Genomic DNA, 17,369 nt, shown 5'->3' on the forward strand with positions numbered 1-17,369 from the left:
CATCAGGCCCGCCTTGCCCCCTTTCAGATGGAGTTTCCCCCGCGATGAGTACCGCAGCCCGCGTAGCCCCGACCTTTCCCGACAGCATTTTTCGCGCCTATGACATCCGTGGTGTGGTCCCCAAGACCCTGACCGCCGAAACCGCCTACTGGATCGGCCGCGCCATCGGCTCCCAGAGCCTGGCCCAAGGCGAACCCAACGTCTCGGTAGGCCGTGACGGCCGCTTGTCCGGCCCGGAGTTGGTCGAGCAACTCATCCAGGGCCTGGCTGACAGCGGCTGCCATGTCAGCGACGTCGGCCTGGTGCCAACCCCCGCGCTGTACTACGCCGCCAACGTACTGGCGGGCAAATCCGGGGTCATGCTCACCGGCAGCCACAATCCGTCGGATTACAACGGCTTCAAGATCGTCATCGCTGGCGACACCCTCGCCAATGAACAGATCCAGGCCCTTCACACCCGCCTGAAGACCAACGACTTGACCAGCGGCACCGGCAGCATCACCAAGGTCGATATCCTCCAGCGCTACTCCGATGAAATCACTCGCGACGTCAAGCTCGCCCGCCGCTTGAAAGTCGTGGTGGACTGCGGCAACGGCGCAGCGGGTGTGATTGCCCCGCAATTGCTCGAAGCCCTGAACTGCGAAGTGATCCCACTGTTCTGCGAAGTGGACGGCAACTTCCCCAACCATCACCCGGACCCAGGCAAGCCGGAAAACCTGGTAGACCTGATTGCCAAGGTCAAGGAAGTGGGCGCCGACGTCGGCCTGGCCTTCGATGGCGACGGCGACCGTGTGGGCGTGGTGACCGAAACCGGCGAGATCGTGTTCCCGGACCGCCTGTTGATGCTGTTTGCTCGAGACGTGGTTGCGCGCAATGCCAACGCCGAGATCATCTTCGATGTGAAATGCACTCGTCGCCTGACGCCATTGATCAAGGAATACGGTGGTCGCCCGCTAATGTGGAAGACCGGTCACTCGTTGATCAAAAAGAAAATGAAGGAAACCGGCGCGCTGTTGGCCGGTGAAATGAGCGGTCACGTGTTCTTCAAAGAACGTTGGTTCGGGTTTGACGATGGTATCTACAGTGCCGCTCGCCTGCTGGAGATCCTCAGCAAGGAGAAATCCACGGCCGAAGAGCTGTTTCAGACCTTCCCGAATGATATTTCTACGCCAGAGATCAATATCCATGTGACCGAGGAGAGCAAATTCAGCATCATTGACGCATTGCACGATGCGCAATGGGGTGAAGGCGCCAACCTGACCACCATTGATGGTGTGCGAGTCGATTACGCCAAAGGCTGGGGCCTGGTTCGCGCGTCCAACACCACACCGGTGCTGGTCCTGCGTTTCGAGGCGGATACCGAGGCTGAGTTGCAGCGCATCAAGGACGTGTTCCACGCCCAGTTGAAACGTGTTGCCCCTGATCTCCAATTACCGTTCTGATTTTTGCCCGGAGCCCTGAATGACCCTCGAACGCGAAGCCGCTGCCAACACCGCCAAGGTCCTGTCCGAAGCGTTGCCTTACATTCGACGCTACGTCGGCAAGACGCTGGTGATCAAGTACGGCGGCAATGCCATGGAAAGCGATGAGCTGAAAACCGGCTTTGCCCGCGACATCGTGCTGATGAAGGCTGTGGGGATCAACCCCGTGGTCGTCCACGGCGGCGGCCCGCAAATTGGCGACCTGCTCAAGCGTTTGTCGATCGAGAGTCACTTCATCGATGGCATGCGTGTCACTGACGCGCAAACCATGGACGTGGTGGAAATGGTGCTCGGCGGCCAGGTCAACAAAGACATCGTCAACCTGATCAACCGCCACGGCGGCAGCGCCATCGGCCTGACCGGCAAGGATGCGGAACTGATCCGCGCCAAGAAACTGACCGTGACCCGCAAGACGCCGGAGATGACCCAGCCGGAAATCATCGACATCGGCCAGGTGGGCGAAGTCATCGGCATCAACACCGATTTGCTCAACCTGCTGGTCAAGGGCGACTTCATCCCGGTAATTGCGCCGATCGGCGTGGGTGCTAATGGCGAGTCCTATAACATCAACGCCGATCTGGTAGCCGGTAAGGTGGCGGAAGCACTGAAGGCTGAGAAACTGATGCTGCTGACCAACATCGCCGGCTTGATGGACAAGGAAGGCAAGGTACTGACCGGCTTGACTACCCAGCAGGTAGACGACCTGATCGCCGACGGCACCATCTACGGCGGCATGTTGCCGAAGATCCGTTGCGCACTGGAAGCCGTGCAGGGCGGCGTCGGCAGCTCGCTGATCCTGGATGGCCGCGTGCCAAATGCAATACTGTTGGAAATCTTCACCGATACCGGTGTCGGTACGTTGATCAGTAACCGCAAGCGCCCTTGATCGCTGCAAAGCAAAAGGCCCCGCTCAATTGAATTGAGCGGGGCCTTTGTTTGTACACAGTTCAAATGTGGGAGCTGGCTTGCCTGCGATGACGACAGTACATGCAAAAATGCACCGCCTGACACACCGCTATCGCGGGCAAGCCCACTCCCACAGGATTCAGTGTCAGACGCCGAACTGCTCGCGGTATGCACGCACAGCCGGCAAATGTTGCTTGAGCTGCGGGTCGTCTTCCAGGAACTGCAACACCTGGTTCAACGACACGATGCTCACCACCGGAATGCCGAAGTCACGCTCCACTTCCTGGATCGCCGACAATTCACCGTTGCCACGCTCCTGGCGGTTCAAGGCGATCAGCACACCGGCAGCCTTGGCGCCGTCCTGGGAAGCGATGATCTGCATCACTTCACGGATAGCAGTACCCGCGGTGATCACGTCATCGATGATCAGCACATCGCCGGTCAATGGCGCGCCTACCAGGCTGCCACCTTCACCATGGGCCTTGGCTTCCTTACGGTTGAAACACCACGGCAAGTCCTGCCCGTGATGCTCCGCCAGGGCTATCGCCGTCGCCGCTGCCAGGGGAATACCCTTGTAGGCCGGGCCAAAGAGTACGTCGAAGGAAATACCGCTCTCAACGATGGCTGCCGCATAGAAACGGCCCAGCTGAGCCAGGGCCGAACCTGAGTTGAACAGGCCCGCATTGAAGAAGTACGGGCTGGTGCGCCCGGACTTGAGGGTGAACTCACCGAAGCGTAAAACGCCGCGATCGATGGCAAAACGAATGAAATCGCGCTGATACGCCTGCATGAAAAAAGCCTCAGATACCACGGATTTAGCTAATTGGGTGGACGGCGTGTATCATACACGCACGCGATTTTTGGGGCCATTTATGCGGATCATCAGTGTGAACGTTAATGGTATTCAGGCTGCAGTCGAGCGTGGTTTGCTCAGTTGGCTGCAAGCACAGAATGCCGACGTCATCTGCCTGCAGGACACCCGTGCCTCCGCCTTTGAACTGGACGACCCAGCCTTCCAACTGGATGGCTACTTCCTTTATGCCTGCGATGCCGAAGTGCCCACCCAAGGTGGCGTGGCTTTGTACTCGCGGTTGCAACCCAAGGCGGTCATCAGCGGCCTCGGCTTCGAGACAGCCGACCGCTACGGGCGTTACCTGCAAGCCGATTTCGACAAGGTCAGCATCGCGACCTTGCTGCTTCCTTCCGGGCAGAACGGCGATGAAGACTTGAACCAGAAATTCAAGCTAATGGACGATTTCGCCCGTTACCTGGATAAACAGCGACGCAAACGTCGCGAGTACATTTATTGTGGCTCGCTGTACGTGGCGCAACAGAAGCTGGATATCAAGAACTGGCGCGACAGCCAGCAATCCCCGGGCTTCCTGGCGCCAGAACGCGCCTGGATGGACGAGATTGTCGGCAACATGGGCTATGTCGATGCCCTGCGTGAAGTCAGCCGCGAAGGCGACCAGTACAGCTGGTGGCCAGATAACGAACAGGCTGAGATGCTCAACCTGGGCTGGCGTTTCGACTATCAGCTGCTGACCCCAGGTCTGCGCCGGTTCGTACGCAGTGCACGCCTGCCGCGCCAGCCGCGCTTCTCGCAGCACGCGCCGCTGATCGTGGACTACGACTGGACATTGACCATCTGAGGTCTTTTTCCAGGCACAAAAAAACCGACAGTGATGTCGGTTTTTTTGTGGCCGCCCGGTTACTTGACCAGGCGCCAGGTCCACGGATAGCGATAGGCAATGCCTTTGTTGGCCTTGATACCGGCGATGATCGTCAGTATCAACGCCCCGATCACCAGCACGGTCATCAGCAAGAAGCCAACGACCACGAAGCCCAGCAACAGGCACACCAGCCAGGCGATCGCCACGGTGATCTGGAAATTCAGCGCCTCCTTGCCCTGGTCATCGATGAGCGGGTCCATGTCCTTCTTGAACTGCCACAGGATCAACGGCCCCAGCAAGCTGCCGAAGGGAAATACCAACCCCAGGAATGCCGCAAAATGACACAACATTGCCCACTGGCGTACTTCCTTGGACGGTGCCGGAACCGGCAACTGGCTGTCATTCATGGCGTTTCTCCTTGGGCCGGCTCAGTCAGCCAGCGCGGCGTTCTGCAATTCAAAGATTTCGGTCATGCCTTTCTGGGCCAAGGCCAGCATGGCGTTCAGCTCAGCCGGCTGGAATGGCGCGCCTTCGGCAGTGCCCTGCACTTCGATGAAACCACCGGTGCTGGTCATGACCACGTTGAGGTCGGTCTCGGCGGCCGAGTCTTCCAGGTAGTCGAGGTCCAGCACAGGCTCGCCCTGGTACATGCCAACAGACACAGCGGCGATCATCTGCTTGAGCGGGTCACCCGCTTTCAGGCCGCCACGCTTCTTGATGACTTTCAAAGCGTCGACCAGGGCCACCATGGCGCCGGTGATGGACGCCGTGCGGGTACCGCCGTCAGCCTGGATCACGTCGCAGTCGACGTAGAGGGTGACGTCACCCAGCTTGGACATATCCAGGGCGGCACGCAGGGAGCGGCCGATCAGGCGCTGGATTTCCAGGGTACGCCCGCCTTGCTTGCCACGGCTGGCTTCACGCTGGTTACGCTCGCCAGTGGCGCGCGGCAGCATGCCGTATTCAGCGGTCAACCAACCCTGGCCCTGGCCCTTGAGGAAGCGCGGCACGCCGTTTTCGACGCTGACAGTGCAGATGACCTTGGTATCGCCAAACTCGACCAGTACGGATCCCTCGGCGTGTTTGGTGTAGTTGCGGGTGATGCGGATCGAGCGGAGCTGATCGGCAGCGCGACCACTTGGACGTTTCATAGGGGATACCTGTACTGAGGACGAAAAACTGCCGAGCATTATAGAGCCGCAAGCCGGTTCGAGGCACTTCTAAAAAATTCGGTTACGAATGGTCAGGCGATCGGCCATTGTTTTGGCGCACCCGCCCCACTGCGCTACACTCCTGCGCCTTCGCAGCCTGTCGGCTTCAATTTACCCATCAGCCCGTATTTGCGGGACTGCATCGCGAGGTACCTCCATGGTGCACAGCATGACCGCCTTCGCCCGTGTCGAAAAAGCCGGGGCCCAAGGCACCCTCAGCTGGGAACTGCGCTCGGTCAACAGCCGTTACCTGGAGCCGCACCTGCGCCTGCCGGAGTCGTTCCGCGACCTTGAAGGCGCGGTTCGTGAAGCGCTGCGCCAGGGCATCTCCCGCGGCAAGCTGGAATGCACTCTGCGCTTTACCGAAGAAACCACCGGCAAGCCGCTGCAGGTCGACCGAGACCGCGCCGCCCAACTGGTGGCCGCGGCCGAAACCATCGCCGGCCTGATCAAACAGCCAGCCGCATTGAACCCTCTGGAAGTATTGGCCTGGCCCGGCGTGCTGGTGGCCGACGCGGCAGACCCACAGGCCTTGAATGCCGAAGCCCTCGCCCTGTTCAACCAGGGCCTGAAGGAGCTCAAGGCCGGCCGTGAACGCGAAGGCGCCGAACTGGCGCGCCTGATCAACGAGCGGCTGACATCGATCGAAGCCGACGTAGTGACCCTGCGCGAATTGGTACCGCAGATGCTCGCCACCCAGCGCCAGAAGGTCCTCGACCGCTTCACCGACATGAAGGCCGACCTCGATCCGACGCGCCTGGAACAGGAAATGGTCCTGCTCGCGCAGAAGAGCGACGTGGCCGAAGAACTCGACCGCCTGAGCACCCATATCCTTGAAGTGCGCCGCGTACTCAAGTCCGGCGGTGCCGCCGGTCGGCGCCTGGACTTCCTGATGCAGGAACTCAACCGCGAAGCCAATACACTGGGCTCCAAAGCGTTCGACCCGCGCAGCACCACGGCGGCGGTCAACCTCAAAGTGTTGATCGAGCAAATGCGCGAACAAGTACAGAATATTGAGTAAGGCACCCTCCATGACCCACAGCACCGGCACCCTTTACATCATTTCCGCCCCTTCGGGCGCGGGCAAGAGCAGCCTGGTCAAGGCCTTGACCGACGCTGACGAGCAGATCCGCATTTCGGTCTCGCACACCACCCGCGCCATGCGCCCGGGCGAAGTGGACGGCGTGCACTATCACTTCGTCGAGCGTACCGAGTTCGTCAAGATGATCGAACACGGTGACTTCCTGGAGCGCGCCGAAGTGTTCGGCAACCTCTACGGCACCTCGCAGAGCCACCTGCAACAGACCCTGGACGAAGGCCACGACCTGATCCTGGAGATCGACTGGCAGGGCGCCGAGCAAGTGCGCCAGCTGATGCCCAAGGCGCGCTCCATCTTCATCCTGCCGCCATCGCTCCAAGCCCTGCACCAACGCCTGACCAACCGCGGCCAGGACAGCGATGAGATCATCGAGGGCCGCATGCGTGAAGCCGTCAGCGAAATGAGCCACTACGTCGACTACGACTACCTGATCATCAATGACGACTTTACCCACGCCCTGGATGATTTGAAGGCGATTTTCCGCGCCAACCAACTGCAGCAAAAGCGCCAACAGCAGCGTTTCGGCAAATTACTCGCCGAATTGCTCGGCTGATTGACTCTTCCCAAAACAGCTGCAAGGGCCTTACATTGGCACTTGTAGCGGTTTTGCGAAGGCCTGCGAAAAATCAGCGCTTCCCTAAACGCTGGTGATTTTTTAAACTGCTCAGTCCGCTCGCCCAACCGGGCAGCGCGCATCTTGCATTCGCTCCGAGGAATACCATGGCCCGCGTAACCGTTGAAGACTGCCTAGAACACGTGGATAACCGCTTTGAGCTGGTCATGCTCTCTACCAAGCGTGCCCGTCAACTGGCCACTGGCGGCAAAGAGCCTCTGGTCCAGTGGGAAAACGACAAGCCTACCGTTGTAGCCCTGCGTGAAATCGCTGAAGGCCTGATGAGCTACGAGTTCATCGCCAACGCCGAAATCGTTGAAGACGAACCGCTGTTTGCAGCGTTCGAAGGCGAGTCCAACGAGGACGTCTAAGCCTATGCCTGGTCGACGTAGCACGGCGCGGGGTCACAGCCATCGGCAGGAGTTCACACTTTGCCGAGCATAGACGCCCTCGCCGATCGCTTATCGGCCTACCTCGGCGCAGACCAGGTCAACCTGGTTCGCCGAGCGTATTTCTACGCCGAACAAGCCCACGACGGCCAACGCCGACGTAGCGGCGAGGCGTATGTCACCCATCCTCTTGCGGTGGCCAATATTCTTGCCGACATGCACATGGACCATCAGAGCCTGATGGCCGCGATGCTGCATGACGTGATCGAAGACACCGGCATTGCCAAGGAAGCGCTCAGTGCGCAATTTGGCGAAACCGTGGCCGAACTGGTCGATGGGGTCAGCAAGCTGACCCAGATGAACTTCGAGACCAAGGCCGAAGCCCAGGCGGAAAACTTCCAGAAGATGGCCATGGCCATGGCCCGAGACATTCGGGTGATCCTGGTCAAGCTGGCCGACCGGCTGCACAACATGCGCACGCTGGAAGTGCTGTCCGGCGAAAAGCGCCGGCGCATCGCCAAGGAAACCCTGGAAATCTATGCGCCCATCGCCAACCGGCTGGGCATGCACGCCATTCGTATCGAATTCGAAGACCTGGGCTTTAAAGCCATGCACCCCATGCGTTCGGCGCGCATCTACCAGGCGGTGAAGCGCGCACGGGGCAACCGCAAGGAAATCGTCAACAAGATCGAAGAGTCCCTGAGCCATTGCCTGGCGATTGACGAAATCGAGGGCGAGGTCAGCGGCCGGCAGAAGCACATCTACGGCATCTACAAAAAGATGCGCGGCAAGCGTCGGGCCTTCAACGAGATCATGGACGTCTATGCGTTCCGGATCATCGTCGACAAGGTCGATACCTGCTATCGCGTACTGGGCGCTGTACATAATTTGTACAAGCCCCTGCCGGGCCGCTTCAAGGACTACATCGCAATTCCCAAGGCCAACGGCTACCAGTCGCTGCATACCACTCTGTTTGGCATGCACGGCGTGCCGATCGAGATCCAGATCCGCACCCGCGAAATGGAAGAAATGGCCAACAACGGCATTGCCGCCCACTGGCTGTACAAGTCCAGCGGCGACGAGCAGCCCAAAGGCACCCATGCCCGTGCGCGCCAGTGGGTCAAGGGCGTGCTGGAAATGCAGCAACGTGCCGGCAACTCCCTGGAATTTATCGAAAGCGTGAAGATCGACCTGTTCCCGGACGAGGTCTACGTGTTCACGCCCAAAGGCCGGATCATGGAGCTGCCCAAAGGCTCCACGGCGGTCGACTTTGCCTACGCGGTGCACACCGATGTCGGCAACAGCTGCATCGCCTGTCGCATCAACCGGCGCCTGGCACCGCTGTCCGAACCGCTGCAAAGCGGTTCCACGGTGGAGATCGTCAGCGCACCGGGCGCTCGCCCGAACCCGGCCTGGCTCAACTTTGTGGTCACCGGCAAGGCACGTACGCATATTCGCCACGCGCTGAAATTGCAGCGCCGCTCCGAATCCATCAGCCTGGGCGAACGCCTGCTGAACAAGGTGCTCAACGGCTTCGACAGCGCCCTGGACAAGATTCCGCAAGAGCGCGTGCAAGCGATGCTCCACGAGTACCGCCAGGAAACCATCGAAGACCTGTTGGAAGATATCGGCCTGGGCAACCGCATGGCCTACGTGGTTGCGCGCCGCCTGCTGGGCGAAGGCGAACAGTTGCCGAGCCCCGAAGGCCCACTGGCGATTCGCGGCACCGAGGGCCTGGTGCTCAGCTACGCCAAATGTTGCACGCCGATCCCGGGCGACCCGATTGTTGGCCACTTGTCCGCCGGCAAAGGCATGGTGGTGCACCTGGACAACTGCCGCAACATCACCGAAATCCGCCACAACCCGGAAAAATGCATCCAGCTCTCGTGGGCCAAAGATGTCACCGGCGAATTCAACGTCGAACTGCGAGTGGAGCTGGAACACCAGCGCGGCCTCATCGCCCTGCTGGCCAGCAGCGTCAACGCCGCCGACGGCAATATCGAGAAAATCAGCATGGACGAACGCGATGGTCGCATCAGCGTGGTCCAACTGGTGGTCAGCGTGCACGACCGCGTGCACCTGGCCCGCGTGATCAAAAAGTTGCGCGCCTTGACCGGTGTGATCCGCATCACCCGCATGCGTGCATAACCGATCCATTACAAGGAGTCATTCATGACCAAGACAGTTATCACCAGCGATAAAGCTCCAGCCGCCATCGGCACTTATTCCCAGGCGATCAAGGCGGGCAACACCGTCTACATGTCCGGCCAGATCCCGCTGGACCCAAAGACCATGGAACTGGTTGAAGGCTTCGAAGCCCAGACCGTGCAGGTCTTTGAAAACCTCAAGTCCGTGGCTGAAGCTGCCGGTGGTTCGTTCAAGGACATCGTCAAGCTGAACATCTTCCTCACCGACCTCAGCCACTTTGCCAAGGTCAACGAGATCATGGGCAAGTACTTCGAACAACCTTACCCAGCCCGCGCCGCCATCGGCGTCGCCGCCCTGCCAAAGGGCGCACAGGTTGAGATGGACGCCATTCTGGTCATCGAGTAAAACACCCGGCGCAGCCCAAACAGGCTGCGCCGACTTCGTTTCAGAAGGATTTCGTAATGCGCAAAGCGCTTGTAGCCTCCTCGTTGCTCGCCCTGTTGCTCGGCGGCTGTGCCAGCAACCCCGCCGACCTGGATGTAAGCGGTACCTGGATCAACCAGGCCGCCATCGACGCGGCAGCCAAGGGCGGCCCTTTGCGTGAAGCCCTGCAGTCCTATGGCCCCAACCTCGAGTGGGAGGTCAACACCAAGGCTTTGCAGGCGCGCTACTACAACGGTTTTGAAGTGGCGGAAGGCAAGTTGTCGGGTGAAAAGCCCGGCGCGTGGAGCGTGGACTTCTATGGCAGCTCAGCCACCGAACTCAAGCGCAAAGGCAAGCAACTGCTGCAAGTGGCCAACGACAATGAGCCCGAACAGTTGTTTGCCCGCGCCAAAGAACCCGCACCGGAAGGCGCGCCACTGGGCGCCACCTTCGAGCGCGCGTTGTATGCGGCCTATATGGGCGGCGACTGGAAGATCAGCGACGGCACCGGCAGCGGTGCCACGGTGCAGTTCCAGGCAGACGGCAAGGTCGCCGGCCTGCCGGGGGTTGATCGCTATTCACTCTGCCTGGCAGGCGATTGCGCCTCCATGAGCGGCGGCTACGACAGCATCTGGCTGCAACTGGACGGCCAGGGCAACCCATGGATCTTCACGCGCAAGGGTAAACAACTGGAGATCTTCCAGGCGATCAATACCGCGCAGGCCGATGAAGTGCCTTCGTTTACGCCAGGCCCTCGCCAATGGTTGCTTGAAAAGTAATAAAAGCCTCGCCCAAATCCAAATGTTGGAGCTGGCTTGACTGCGATGACGGTATTACATTCAACAAAGATGTGATTGATATACCGCTATCGCAGGCAAGCCAGCTCCCACATTTTTTGCCGCGCTTCAGCCTTTCAGAATCGCCGCATAGCCTTCCCGGTAAGTCGGGTATGTCGGCGTCCAGCCAAGCGCCTTGATACGTGCATTACTGCACTGCTTGCTCCCCGCACGCCGCACACTGGCGTCCTCGGCCCATTCGGTCACACCCAGGTACTCGCGCAACCAGGCCACCACCTCGGCCAGTGGTGCCGGCGCATCGTCAACGCCGATATAAACCTTGTCCAGCGAACCGCCCTTTTCCACATGTCGCAGCAAGAAGGCGAGCAGGCCCGCGGCGTCATCGGCGTGGATACGGTTGCCATACAACGGCGGGTCAACCGCTACGCGATAGCCTTGGCGAACCTGAGTGAGCAGCCATTCCCGACCCGGGCCGTAAATCCCGGTCAGTCGCACGATGGTCGCTGGAATACCGCTGTTGAGCGCCACCTGTTCAGCTTCCAGCATCACCTGCCCGGAATAGCCCTTCGCTTGCGTCTCGGACGTTTCGTCGACCCACTCGCCGTTTTGCTGCCCATACACACTGCTGCTGGAGACAAACAGCAAATGCTTGGGCGTCTGGCCGTAGTCTTCCAACCACTCCAACACATGCTGCAACCCTTGCACGTAGGCGGCGCGATAGCCGGCCTCGTCGTGGTCGGTGGCAGCGGCGCAGTACACCAGATAATCCACCCCGCCGATCGGCCAGGTGTCCGGGCAATCCTTTTTGAACAGATCGCCGGCAATGCCGATCACACCGTCGGGCAAGCGTGAAATATCGCGGCGCAGGCCGTGAACCTCCCATTCCGAGGCCAGCAATTGGCTAGCCAGCCGACTACCCACATCACCGCAACCGGCAATCACAACAGAAGGCGCAGACATCATAAAACTCCATTCTCAAAGGCGCAGATTAGCCGCGCGAGTGGATCAACGGCCAGTAAAAAGCGAAATAAAGTAACAGTGCCACTTTAGTTAACAAGAATTACTTGCAATAATAACCGCCCATTTGTCCTCGACCCTAAATGGTCTGGAAGGACGATCACCCATTTTTTCTCTCAGGTCCGGCCAGCATGACACGTCATACAAACTCCGCTTCGCCAACCAAGCTTCACAGCCCCTCCCGCGCCTGGCGTGCGATTGCTGCGATGCTGTTCAGCGTACTGCTGGCACCGACCGCCGCATTCGCTGACGCCACTGCCCCAGCCGCTCCGGCAGCTGCCGAGCAAAATGCCGCTACTGCGGCAACGCCTGCCGTCGCGCCAGTGGCCACCGACCCGGCCCAGGCCGCCGGCGCCGCCGCACCTGCCGACGAAACCGGCGTGGTGCTGGAAGAAGACAACACCCTGGGCATGGCCCACGACTTGTCGCCATGGGGCATGTACCAGAATGCTGACGTGGTGGTGAAAGCCGTAATGATCGGCCTGGCCATTGCCTCGATCATCACCTGGACCATCTGGATTGCCAAAGGCTTCGAGCTGTTGGGCGCCAAGCGTCGTCTGCGCGCTGAAATCGTCCACCTGAAAAAAGCCACCACCCTCAAGGAAGCGAGCGAAACCGCGACCAAGAAGGGCACCCTGGCTAACCTGCTGGTGCACGACGCACTCGAAGAAATGCGCCTGTCGGCCAACACCCGTGAAAAAGAAGGCATCAAGGAGCGCGTCAGCTTCCGCCTGGAGCGCCTGGTTGCCGCCTGCGGCCGTAACATGAGCAGCGGCACCGGCGTACTCGCTACCATCGGTTCCACCGCACCCTTCGTCGGCCTGTTCGGTACCGTGTGGGGCATCATGAACAGCTTCATCGGTATCGCCAAAACCCAGACCACCAACCTCGCCGTCGTCGCCCCCGGCATCGCCGAAGCTCTGCTGGCTACCGCCCTGGGCCTGGTTGCCGCAATTCCTGCGGTGGTCATCTACAACGTCTTCGCCCGTTCGATCGCCGGCTACAAGGCTCAGGTATCGGATGCGTCGGCAGAAGTCCTGTTGCTCGTCAGCCGTGACCTCGATCACCTGCCTACCGAGCGCAGCTCGCAACCGCACATGGTGAAAGTGGGGTAATCGGCCATGGGCCTGCATTTGAATCAAGGCGACGACGAACTCGTCGAGAACCACGAAATCAACGTCACGCCGTTTATCGACGTGATGCTGGTGCTGCTGATCATCTTCATGGTGGCGGCACCGCTGGCGACCGTGGACATCAAGGTGGACCTGCCCGCGTCCAGCGCCAAGCCGGCGCCGCGGCCGGAAAAACCGATCTTCCTCAGCGTCAAGGCGGACCAACGCCTGTTCCTGGGCGAAGAAGAGGTCAAGGCTGAAACCCTGGGGCCGGTGCTGGATGCCAAGACCCAAGGCAAGAAAGACACGACCATCTTCTTCCAGGCCGACAAAGGCGTGGACTATGGCGACCTGATGAGCGTGATGGATGCCCTGCGGGCAGCCGGCTACCTCAAGGTAGGCCTGGTCGGACTTGAGACGGCAGCCAAGAAATGATCACGACGCGCCACAAACTGACGCGTTATGGCACCAGCCTCGCCGTCGTGCTGGGCGTGCATGCCGTCGCGATCATCATCGCGCTCCAATGGTCCGCGCCGCAGGCGATCCAGCTGCCACCCGCCGCCATGGTCATCGACCTGGCGCCGCTGCCAGCGCCACCGCCGCCTCCAGCACCGCCCAAGGTCGTTGCGCCGCCGCCACCACCGGTCGAAGAGCTGCCCCTGCCGAAGCTGGCCGAGGCGCCCAAGCCAACGATCCAGGTGCCCAAGCCGGTCAAGCCCAAGCCGAAGCCACAACCGCCAAAGCCGGTGGAGAAGAAGCCCGAGCCGCCCAAGGAGAAACCTTCCGAGGAGCCACCGAGCGAAACGCCGCCGAGCAACGCACCTGCGCAGAAGTCCGCCCAGCCTACACCAGGCCCGTCGGCACAGCAGCTGGCCGCCCAGGCTTCCTGGCAAAGTACGTTGCTGGCGCATCTGCAGAAGTACAAGAAGTACCCGCCCGGCGCCCAACGCAGTGGCAAGGAAGGTATGAACCGCTTGCGCTTCGTGGTCGATGGTGAAGGCAATGTGCTGTCCTACGAACTGGAAGGCCGCTCCGGCAACGCCGACCTGGACCGTGCAACCCTTGAGATGATCCGCAAGGCTCAGCCGCTACCCAAGCCACCGGCAGACCTGTTGAAAAACGGCAGCGTCGAACTGGTCGCGCCGTTCGTCTACAACATCGACAAGCGTCGCCGCTGAGAGAGCACTGTGGGAGGGGCTTGCTCCCTCCCACATTCGCTTTAATACCTCAGTAAAATTCCGATATTCCCCACTCAATCCCCAGCAAAGTTCTGATAACGTGCGTCTATCGATTGCAGCCGGTATGCTTGGCCCGCAACCTCATGGACGCCCGCTATGACTCTCACAGAATTACGCTACATCGTGACCCTCGCCCAAGAACAGCACTTCGGCCATGCCGCCGAGCGTTGCCACGTCAGCCAGCCGACGCTGTCGGTGGGTGTGAAAAAGCTTGAAGACGAACTCGGTGTGCTGATTTTCGAGCGCAGCAAGAGCGCCGTGCGCCTCACCCCGGTGGGCGAAGGCATCGTTGCCCAGGCCCAGAAGGTCCTGGAGCAGGCGCAAAGCATTCGCGAACTGGCCCAGGCCGGCAAGAACCAGCTGACCGCGCCGCTCAAGGTCGGCGCGATCTACACGGTCGGCCCCTACCTGTTCCCGCACCTGATCCCGCAACTGCATCGCGTCGCACCGCAGATGCCGCTGTATATCGAAGAAAACTTCACCCACGTGCTGCGCGACAAACTGCGCAACGGCGAGCTGGACGCGATCATCATCGCCCTGCCCTTCAACGAAGCGGACGTGCTGACCCTGCCGCTCTACGACGAGCCGTTCTACGTGCTGATGCCGGCCTCCCACCCGTGGACCAAGAAGGACACCATCGACGCCGGCCTGCTCAACGACAAGAGCCTGCTGCTGCTCGGTGAAGGCCACTGCTTCCGCGATCAGGTGCTGGAAGCCTGCCCGACCCTGACCAAGGGCAACGACGGCGCCAAGCACACCACGGTGGAATCCAGCTCCCTGGAAACCATTCGCCATATGGTCGCTTCCGGCCTGGGTATCTCGATCCTGCCGCTGTCTGCGGTAGACAGCCATCACTACGCCCAGGGCGTGATCGAAGTGCGCCCACTCACGCCGCCGGTGCCGTTCCGTACCGTAGCGATTGCCTGGCGCGCCAGCTTCCCGCGCCCCAAAGCGATTGAGATTCTCGCGGACTCGATCCGTCTGTGTTCGGTGGCCAAGCCGCCCGTTGCGAGCTAAGCCACGGTATGACTGAGCTGTCGCAGGTGTCGGTGACGGCACTCAAGGGTGTCGGTGAGGCCATGGCCGAGAAGCTGGCCAAGGTCGGCCTGGAGAACCTTCAGGACGTGCTGTTCCACCTGCCCCTGCGCTACCAGGACCGCACCCGCGTGGTGCCCATCGGCCATTTGCGCCCTGGGCAAGACGCGGTGATCGAAGGCACCGTCAGTGGCGCCGACGTGGTGATGGGCAAGCGCCGCAGCCTGGTGGTGCGCCTGCAGGACGGTACCGGCGGCTTGAGCCTGCGCTTCTACCACTTCAGCAACGCGCAGAAGGAAGGCCTCAAGCGTGGCACCCGCGTGCGCTGCTACGGCGAGGCACGCCCTGGCGCATCGGGCCTGGAAATCTACCACCCGGAATACCGCGCCATTACCGGCGACGAGCCGCCACCGGTGGACACCACGCTCACGCCGATCTACCCGCTGACCGAGGGCCTGACCCAGCAACGCCTGCGCCAGTTGTGCATGCAAACCCTGACGATGCTTGGCCCGCAAAGTCTGCCCGATTGGTTGCCCCTGGAGCTGGCCCGCGATTATCAGTTGGCGCCCCTGGCCGATGCGATTCGGTATTTGCATCACCCGCCCGCCGATGCCGATGTGGACGAACTCGCCCTCGGTCATCATTGGGCCCAACATCGCCTGGCCTTTGAAGAACTGCTCACGCACCAGCTGTCCCAGCAACGCCTGCGCGAAAGCATGCGTTCCCTGCGCGCCCCGGCGATGCCCAGAGCCACGCGGCTGCCTGCGCAATACCTGGCCAACCTCGGCTTTGCGCCCACCGGCGCGCAACAGCGCGTGGGCAATGAAATCGCCTACGACCTCAGCCAGCAAGAACCGATGCTGCGGTTGATCCAGGGTGACGTAGGGGCAGGCAAAACCGTGGTCGCTGCCCTGGCCGCCCTGCAAGCCCTGGAAGCTGGCTATCAAGTGGCGCTGATGGCACCGACGGAAATTCTCGCCGAACAACACTTCATCACCTTCAAGCGCTGGCTCGAACCGCTGGGCCTGGAGGTGGCGTGGCTGGCTGGCAAGCTCAAAGGCAAGAACCGCGTGGCCGCCCTGGAGCAGATCGCCGCCGGCGCACCGATGGTGGTGGGCACCCATGCGCTGTTCCAGGACGAAGTGCAGTTCAAGAACCTTGCGCTAGTGATCATCGACGAACAGCACCGATTTGGCGTGCAACAGCGCCTGGCCCTGCGCCAGAAAGGCGTGGGCGGGCGCATGAACCCGCACCAGTTGATCATGACCGCCACGCCGATCCCACGCACCCTGGCCATGAGCGCCTACGCCGACCTCGACACCTCGATCCTCGACGAGCTGCCGCCGGGGCGTACGCCGGTCAACACCGTGCTGGTCACCGACACCCGGCGCGTCGAAGTGATCGAGCGCGTGCGCGGTGCCTGCGCCGAAGGCCGCCAGGCGTACTGGGTATGCACCCTGATCGAAGAGTCCGAAGAACTGACCTGCCAGGCCGCCGAAACCACTTATGAAGACCTCACCAGTGCCTTGGGTGAGCTCAAGGTGGGGTTGATCCATGGCCGTATGAAACCGGCGGAAAAAGCCGCGGTAATGGCCGAGTTCAAGGCCGGCAACCTGCAATTACTGGTGGCTACCACCGTGATTGAAGTGGGCGTGGACGTCCCCAACGCCAGTCTGATGATCATCGAAAACCCCGAACGCCTGGGCCTGGCGCAACTGCACCAATTGCGCGGGCGGGTTGGCCGGGGCAGTGCCGCCAGCCACTGCGTGCTGCTCTATCATCCGCCACTGTCGCAGATCGGTCGCCAGCGCTTGGGCATCATGCGCGAAACCAACGACGGTTTTGTCATTGCCGAAAAAGACCTCGAACTGCGCGGCCCCGGTGAAATGCTCGGCACGCGCCAGACCGGCCTGCTGCAATTCAAGGTCGCCGACCTGATGCGCGATGCCGACCTGCTGCCCGCCGTGCGCGATGCTGCGCAAGCATTGCTCGAGCGTTGGCCCGATCACGTCAGCCCCTTGCTCAACCGCTGGCTGCGCCACGGCCAGCAATACGGCCAGGTTTGACCTCTTCCCTGTAGGAGCGAGCTTGCTCGCGAAAAACGCCAACGATGACGGCGCCGCCAGGAAGGTCTTCGCGAGCAAGCTCGCTCCTACAGGGTAATCAGCACACCGCCAACCTCATCACAAACGCCACTTATCCGACCAACACCCGTATCAAGCTGGTT

Annotated in this window: 17 protein-coding genes and 1 pseudogene; 14 read left to right on the plus strand and 4 right to left on the minus strand. The window is 61.0% G+C overall.

Annotated features, from left to right (window positions below; all coding sequences use genetic code 11):
• Nucleotides 1-35: 35 nt before the first annotated feature.
• Nucleotides 36-1,442 (plus strand): annotated as a pseudogene (locus ACP7CZ_RS14230) (phosphomannomutase/phosphoglucomutase); the annotation flags it as partial.
• Nucleotides 1,443-1,461: 19 nt separating this feature from the next.
• Nucleotides 1,462-2,367, plus strand: coding sequence for an acetylglutamate kinase (gene argB / locus ACP7CZ_RS14235; RefSeq protein WP_003213275.1), 906 nt, complete (start codon nucleotides 1,462-1,464; stop codon nucleotides 2,365-2,367).
• A 165-nt stretch (nucleotides 2,368-2,532) separates the two neighbouring features.
• Here the strand turns inward: argB and pyrE are convergent, their stop codons facing one another.
• Nucleotides 2,533-3,177: an orotate phosphoribosyltransferase gene (gene pyrE, locus ACP7CZ_RS14240; RefSeq protein ID WP_034129093.1), complete on the minus strand. Its 645-nt coding sequence runs from the start codon at nucleotides 3,175-3,177 to the stop codon at nucleotides 2,533-2,535.
• An 82-nt stretch (nucleotides 3,178-3,259) separates the two neighbouring features.
• Here pyrE and ACP7CZ_RS14245 point away from each other — a divergent pair, with 82 nt between their 5' ends.
• Nucleotides 3,260-4,039: an exodeoxyribonuclease III gene (locus ACP7CZ_RS14245; protein WP_003195493.1), complete on the plus strand. Its 780-nt coding sequence runs from the start codon at nucleotides 3,260-3,262 to the stop codon at nucleotides 4,037-4,039.
• 59 nt (nucleotides 4,040-4,098) lie between these two features.
• On the opposite strand, the gene ACP7CZ_RS14250 is transcribed toward ACP7CZ_RS14245, so the two are convergent.
• Both ACP7CZ_RS14250 and rph read right to left on the minus strand, forming a co-directional pair.
• A complete protein-coding gene (locus ACP7CZ_RS14250) occupies nucleotides 4,099-4,467 on the minus strand; it encodes a DUF4870 domain-containing protein (protein WP_003195495.1) in 369 nt (122 codons plus the stop codon).
• A gap of 21 nt (nucleotides 4,468-4,488) precedes the next feature.
• Complete coding sequence (gene rph / locus ACP7CZ_RS14255; protein ID WP_003195497.1) at nucleotides 4,489-5,211, minus strand: ribonuclease PH; 723 nt, start codon at nucleotides 5,209-5,211, stop codon at nucleotides 4,489-4,491.
• 217 nt (nucleotides 5,212-5,428) lie between these two features.
• Here rph and ACP7CZ_RS14260 point away from each other — a divergent pair, with 217 nt between their 5' ends.
• From ACP7CZ_RS14260 to ACP7CZ_RS14285, 6 genes are all read left to right on the plus strand, one after another.
• Nucleotides 5,429-6,292, plus strand: coding sequence for a YicC/YloC family endoribonuclease (locus ACP7CZ_RS14260; protein WP_003195504.1), 864 nt, complete (start codon nucleotides 5,429-5,431; stop codon nucleotides 6,290-6,292).
• A 10-nt stretch (nucleotides 6,293-6,302) separates the two neighbouring features.
• Nucleotides 6,303-6,923 (plus strand): guanylate kinase, encoded by a 621-nt coding sequence (gmk, locus tag ACP7CZ_RS14265; protein WP_019818119.1) that lies wholly within the window; start codon nucleotides 6,303-6,305, stop codon nucleotides 6,921-6,923.
• 167 nt (nucleotides 6,924-7,090) lie between these two features.
• A complete protein-coding gene (rpoZ, locus tag ACP7CZ_RS14270) occupies nucleotides 7,091-7,354 on the plus strand; it encodes a DNA-directed RNA polymerase subunit omega (RefSeq protein ID WP_003195508.1) in 264 nt (87 codons plus the stop codon).
• A gap of 60 nt (nucleotides 7,355-7,414) precedes the next feature.
• Nucleotides 7,415-9,520, plus strand: a complete 2,106-nt coding sequence (gene spoT / locus ACP7CZ_RS14275) for a bifunctional GTP diphosphokinase/guanosine-3',5'-bis pyrophosphate 3'-pyrophosphohydrolase (RefSeq protein WP_003195510.1) — start codon at nucleotides 7,415-7,417, stop codon at nucleotides 9,518-9,520.
• A gap of 24 nt (nucleotides 9,521-9,544) precedes the next feature.
• Nucleotides 9,545-9,925, plus strand: coding sequence for a RidA family protein (locus ACP7CZ_RS14280; protein WP_003176922.1), 381 nt, complete (start codon nucleotides 9,545-9,547; stop codon nucleotides 9,923-9,925).
• A gap of 56 nt (nucleotides 9,926-9,981) precedes the next feature.
• Nucleotides 9,982-10,722 carry a hypothetical protein gene (locus ACP7CZ_RS14285; RefSeq protein ID WP_060763899.1) on the plus strand — a complete coding sequence of 247 codons (741 nt, stop codon included), beginning with the start codon at nucleotides 9,982-9,984 and terminating at the stop codon, nucleotides 10,720-10,722.
• A gap of 126 nt (nucleotides 10,723-10,848) precedes the next feature.
• Here ACP7CZ_RS14285 and ACP7CZ_RS14290 read toward each other — a convergent pair whose 3' ends face one another.
• On the minus strand, nucleotides 10,849-11,700 hold the full coding sequence (locus ACP7CZ_RS14290) for an SDR family oxidoreductase (RefSeq protein ID WP_060763898.1): 852 nt from the start codon (nucleotides 11,698-11,700) through the stop codon (nucleotides 10,849-10,851).
• Between the two features lie 188 nt (nucleotides 11,701-11,888).
• Here ACP7CZ_RS14290 and exbB point away from each other — a divergent pair, with 188 nt between their 5' ends.
• The 5 genes from exbB to recG all read left to right on the plus strand — a co-directional run bounded on the left by exbB (nucleotide 11,889) and on the right by recG (nucleotide 17,208).
• Nucleotides 11,889-12,872: a tonB-system energizer ExbB gene (gene exbB / locus ACP7CZ_RS14295; RefSeq protein WP_181124482.1), complete on the plus strand. Its 984-nt coding sequence runs from the start codon at nucleotides 11,889-11,891 to the stop codon at nucleotides 12,870-12,872.
• Between the two features lie 6 nt (nucleotides 12,873-12,878).
• Complete coding sequence (gene exbD, locus ACP7CZ_RS14300; RefSeq protein WP_003195519.1) at nucleotides 12,879-13,304, plus strand: TonB system transport protein ExbD; 426 nt, start codon at nucleotides 12,879-12,881, stop codon at nucleotides 13,302-13,304.
• Nucleotides 13,301-14,047 carry an energy transducer TonB family protein gene (locus ACP7CZ_RS14305; protein WP_003195521.1) on the plus strand — a complete coding sequence of 249 codons (747 nt, stop codon included), beginning with the start codon at nucleotides 13,301-13,303 and terminating at the stop codon, nucleotides 14,045-14,047. Before exbD ends, ACP7CZ_RS14305 begins: the two co-directional genes overlap by 4 nt.
• A 156-nt stretch (nucleotides 14,048-14,203) precedes the next feature.
• Entirely contained in the window at nucleotides 14,204-15,124 is a 921-nt protein-coding gene (locus tag ACP7CZ_RS14310; protein ID WP_003195523.1) for a hydrogen peroxide-inducible genes activator, read from the plus strand.
• Nucleotides 15,125-15,132: 8 nt separating this feature from the next.
• Nucleotides 15,133-17,208 carry an ATP-dependent DNA helicase RecG gene (recG, locus tag ACP7CZ_RS14315; RefSeq protein ID WP_034129255.1) on the plus strand — a complete coding sequence of 692 codons (2,076 nt, stop codon included), beginning with the start codon at nucleotides 15,133-15,135 and terminating at the stop codon, nucleotides 17,206-17,208.
• The last annotated feature ends 161 nt before the right edge of the window (nucleotides 17,209-17,369 follow it).

The sequence above is a fragment of the Pseudomonas sp. DWP2-2 genome, from assembly GCF_049897065.1.
GTDB lineage: Bacteria > Pseudomonadota > Gammaproteobacteria > Pseudomonadales > Pseudomonadaceae > Aquipseudomonas > Aquipseudomonas paracarnis.

Coding starts and splice junctions, on each gene's coding strand:
- argB (WP_003213275.1), top strand. CDS start 1,462: ATGACCCTCGAACGCGAAGCCGCTGCCAACACCGCCAAGGTCCTGTCC.
- pyrE (WP_034129093.1), bottom strand. CDS start 3,177: ATGCAGGCGTATCAGCGCGATTTCATTCGTTTTGCCATCGATCGCGGC.
- ACP7CZ_RS14245 (WP_003195493.1), top strand. CDS start 3,260: ATGCGGATCATCAGTGTGAACGTTAATGGTATTCAGGCTGCAGTCGAG.
- ACP7CZ_RS14250 (WP_003195495.1), bottom strand. CDS start 4,467: ATGAATGACAGCCAGTTGCCGGTTCCGGCACCGTCCAAGGAAGTACGC.
- rph (WP_003195497.1), bottom strand. CDS start 5,211: ATGAAACGTCCAAGTGGTCGCGCTGCCGATCAGCTCCGCTCGATCCGC.
- ACP7CZ_RS14260 (WP_003195504.1), top strand. CDS start 5,429: ATGGTGCACAGCATGACCGCCTTCGCCCGTGTCGAAAAAGCCGGGGCC.
- gmk (WP_019818119.1), top strand. CDS start 6,303: ATGACCCACAGCACCGGCACCCTTTACATCATTTCCGCCCCTTCGGGC.
- rpoZ (WP_003195508.1), top strand. CDS start 7,091: ATGGCCCGCGTAACCGTTGAAGACTGCCTAGAACACGTGGATAACCGC.
- ACP7CZ_RS14280 (WP_003176922.1), top strand. CDS start 9,545: ATGACCAAGACAGTTATCACCAGCGATAAAGCTCCAGCCGCCATCGGC.
- ACP7CZ_RS14285 (WP_060763899.1), top strand. CDS start 9,982: ATGCGCAAAGCGCTTGTAGCCTCCTCGTTGCTCGCCCTGTTGCTCGGC.
- ACP7CZ_RS14290 (WP_060763898.1), bottom strand. CDS start 11,700: ATGTCTGCGCCTTCTGTTGTGATTGCCGGTTGCGGTGATGTGGGTAGT.
- exbB (WP_181124482.1), top strand. CDS start 11,889: ATGACACGTCATACAAACTCCGCTTCGCCAACCAAGCTTCACAGCCCC.
- exbD (WP_003195519.1), top strand. CDS start 12,879: ATGGGCCTGCATTTGAATCAAGGCGACGACGAACTCGTCGAGAACCAC.
- ACP7CZ_RS14305 (WP_003195521.1), top strand. CDS start 13,301: ATGATCACGACGCGCCACAAACTGACGCGTTATGGCACCAGCCTCGCC.
- ACP7CZ_RS14310 (WP_003195523.1), top strand. CDS start 14,204: ATGACTCTCACAGAATTACGCTACATCGTGACCCTCGCCCAAGAACAG.
- recG (WP_034129255.1), top strand. CDS start 15,133: ATGACTGAGCTGTCGCAGGTGTCGGTGACGGCACTCAAGGGTGTCGGT.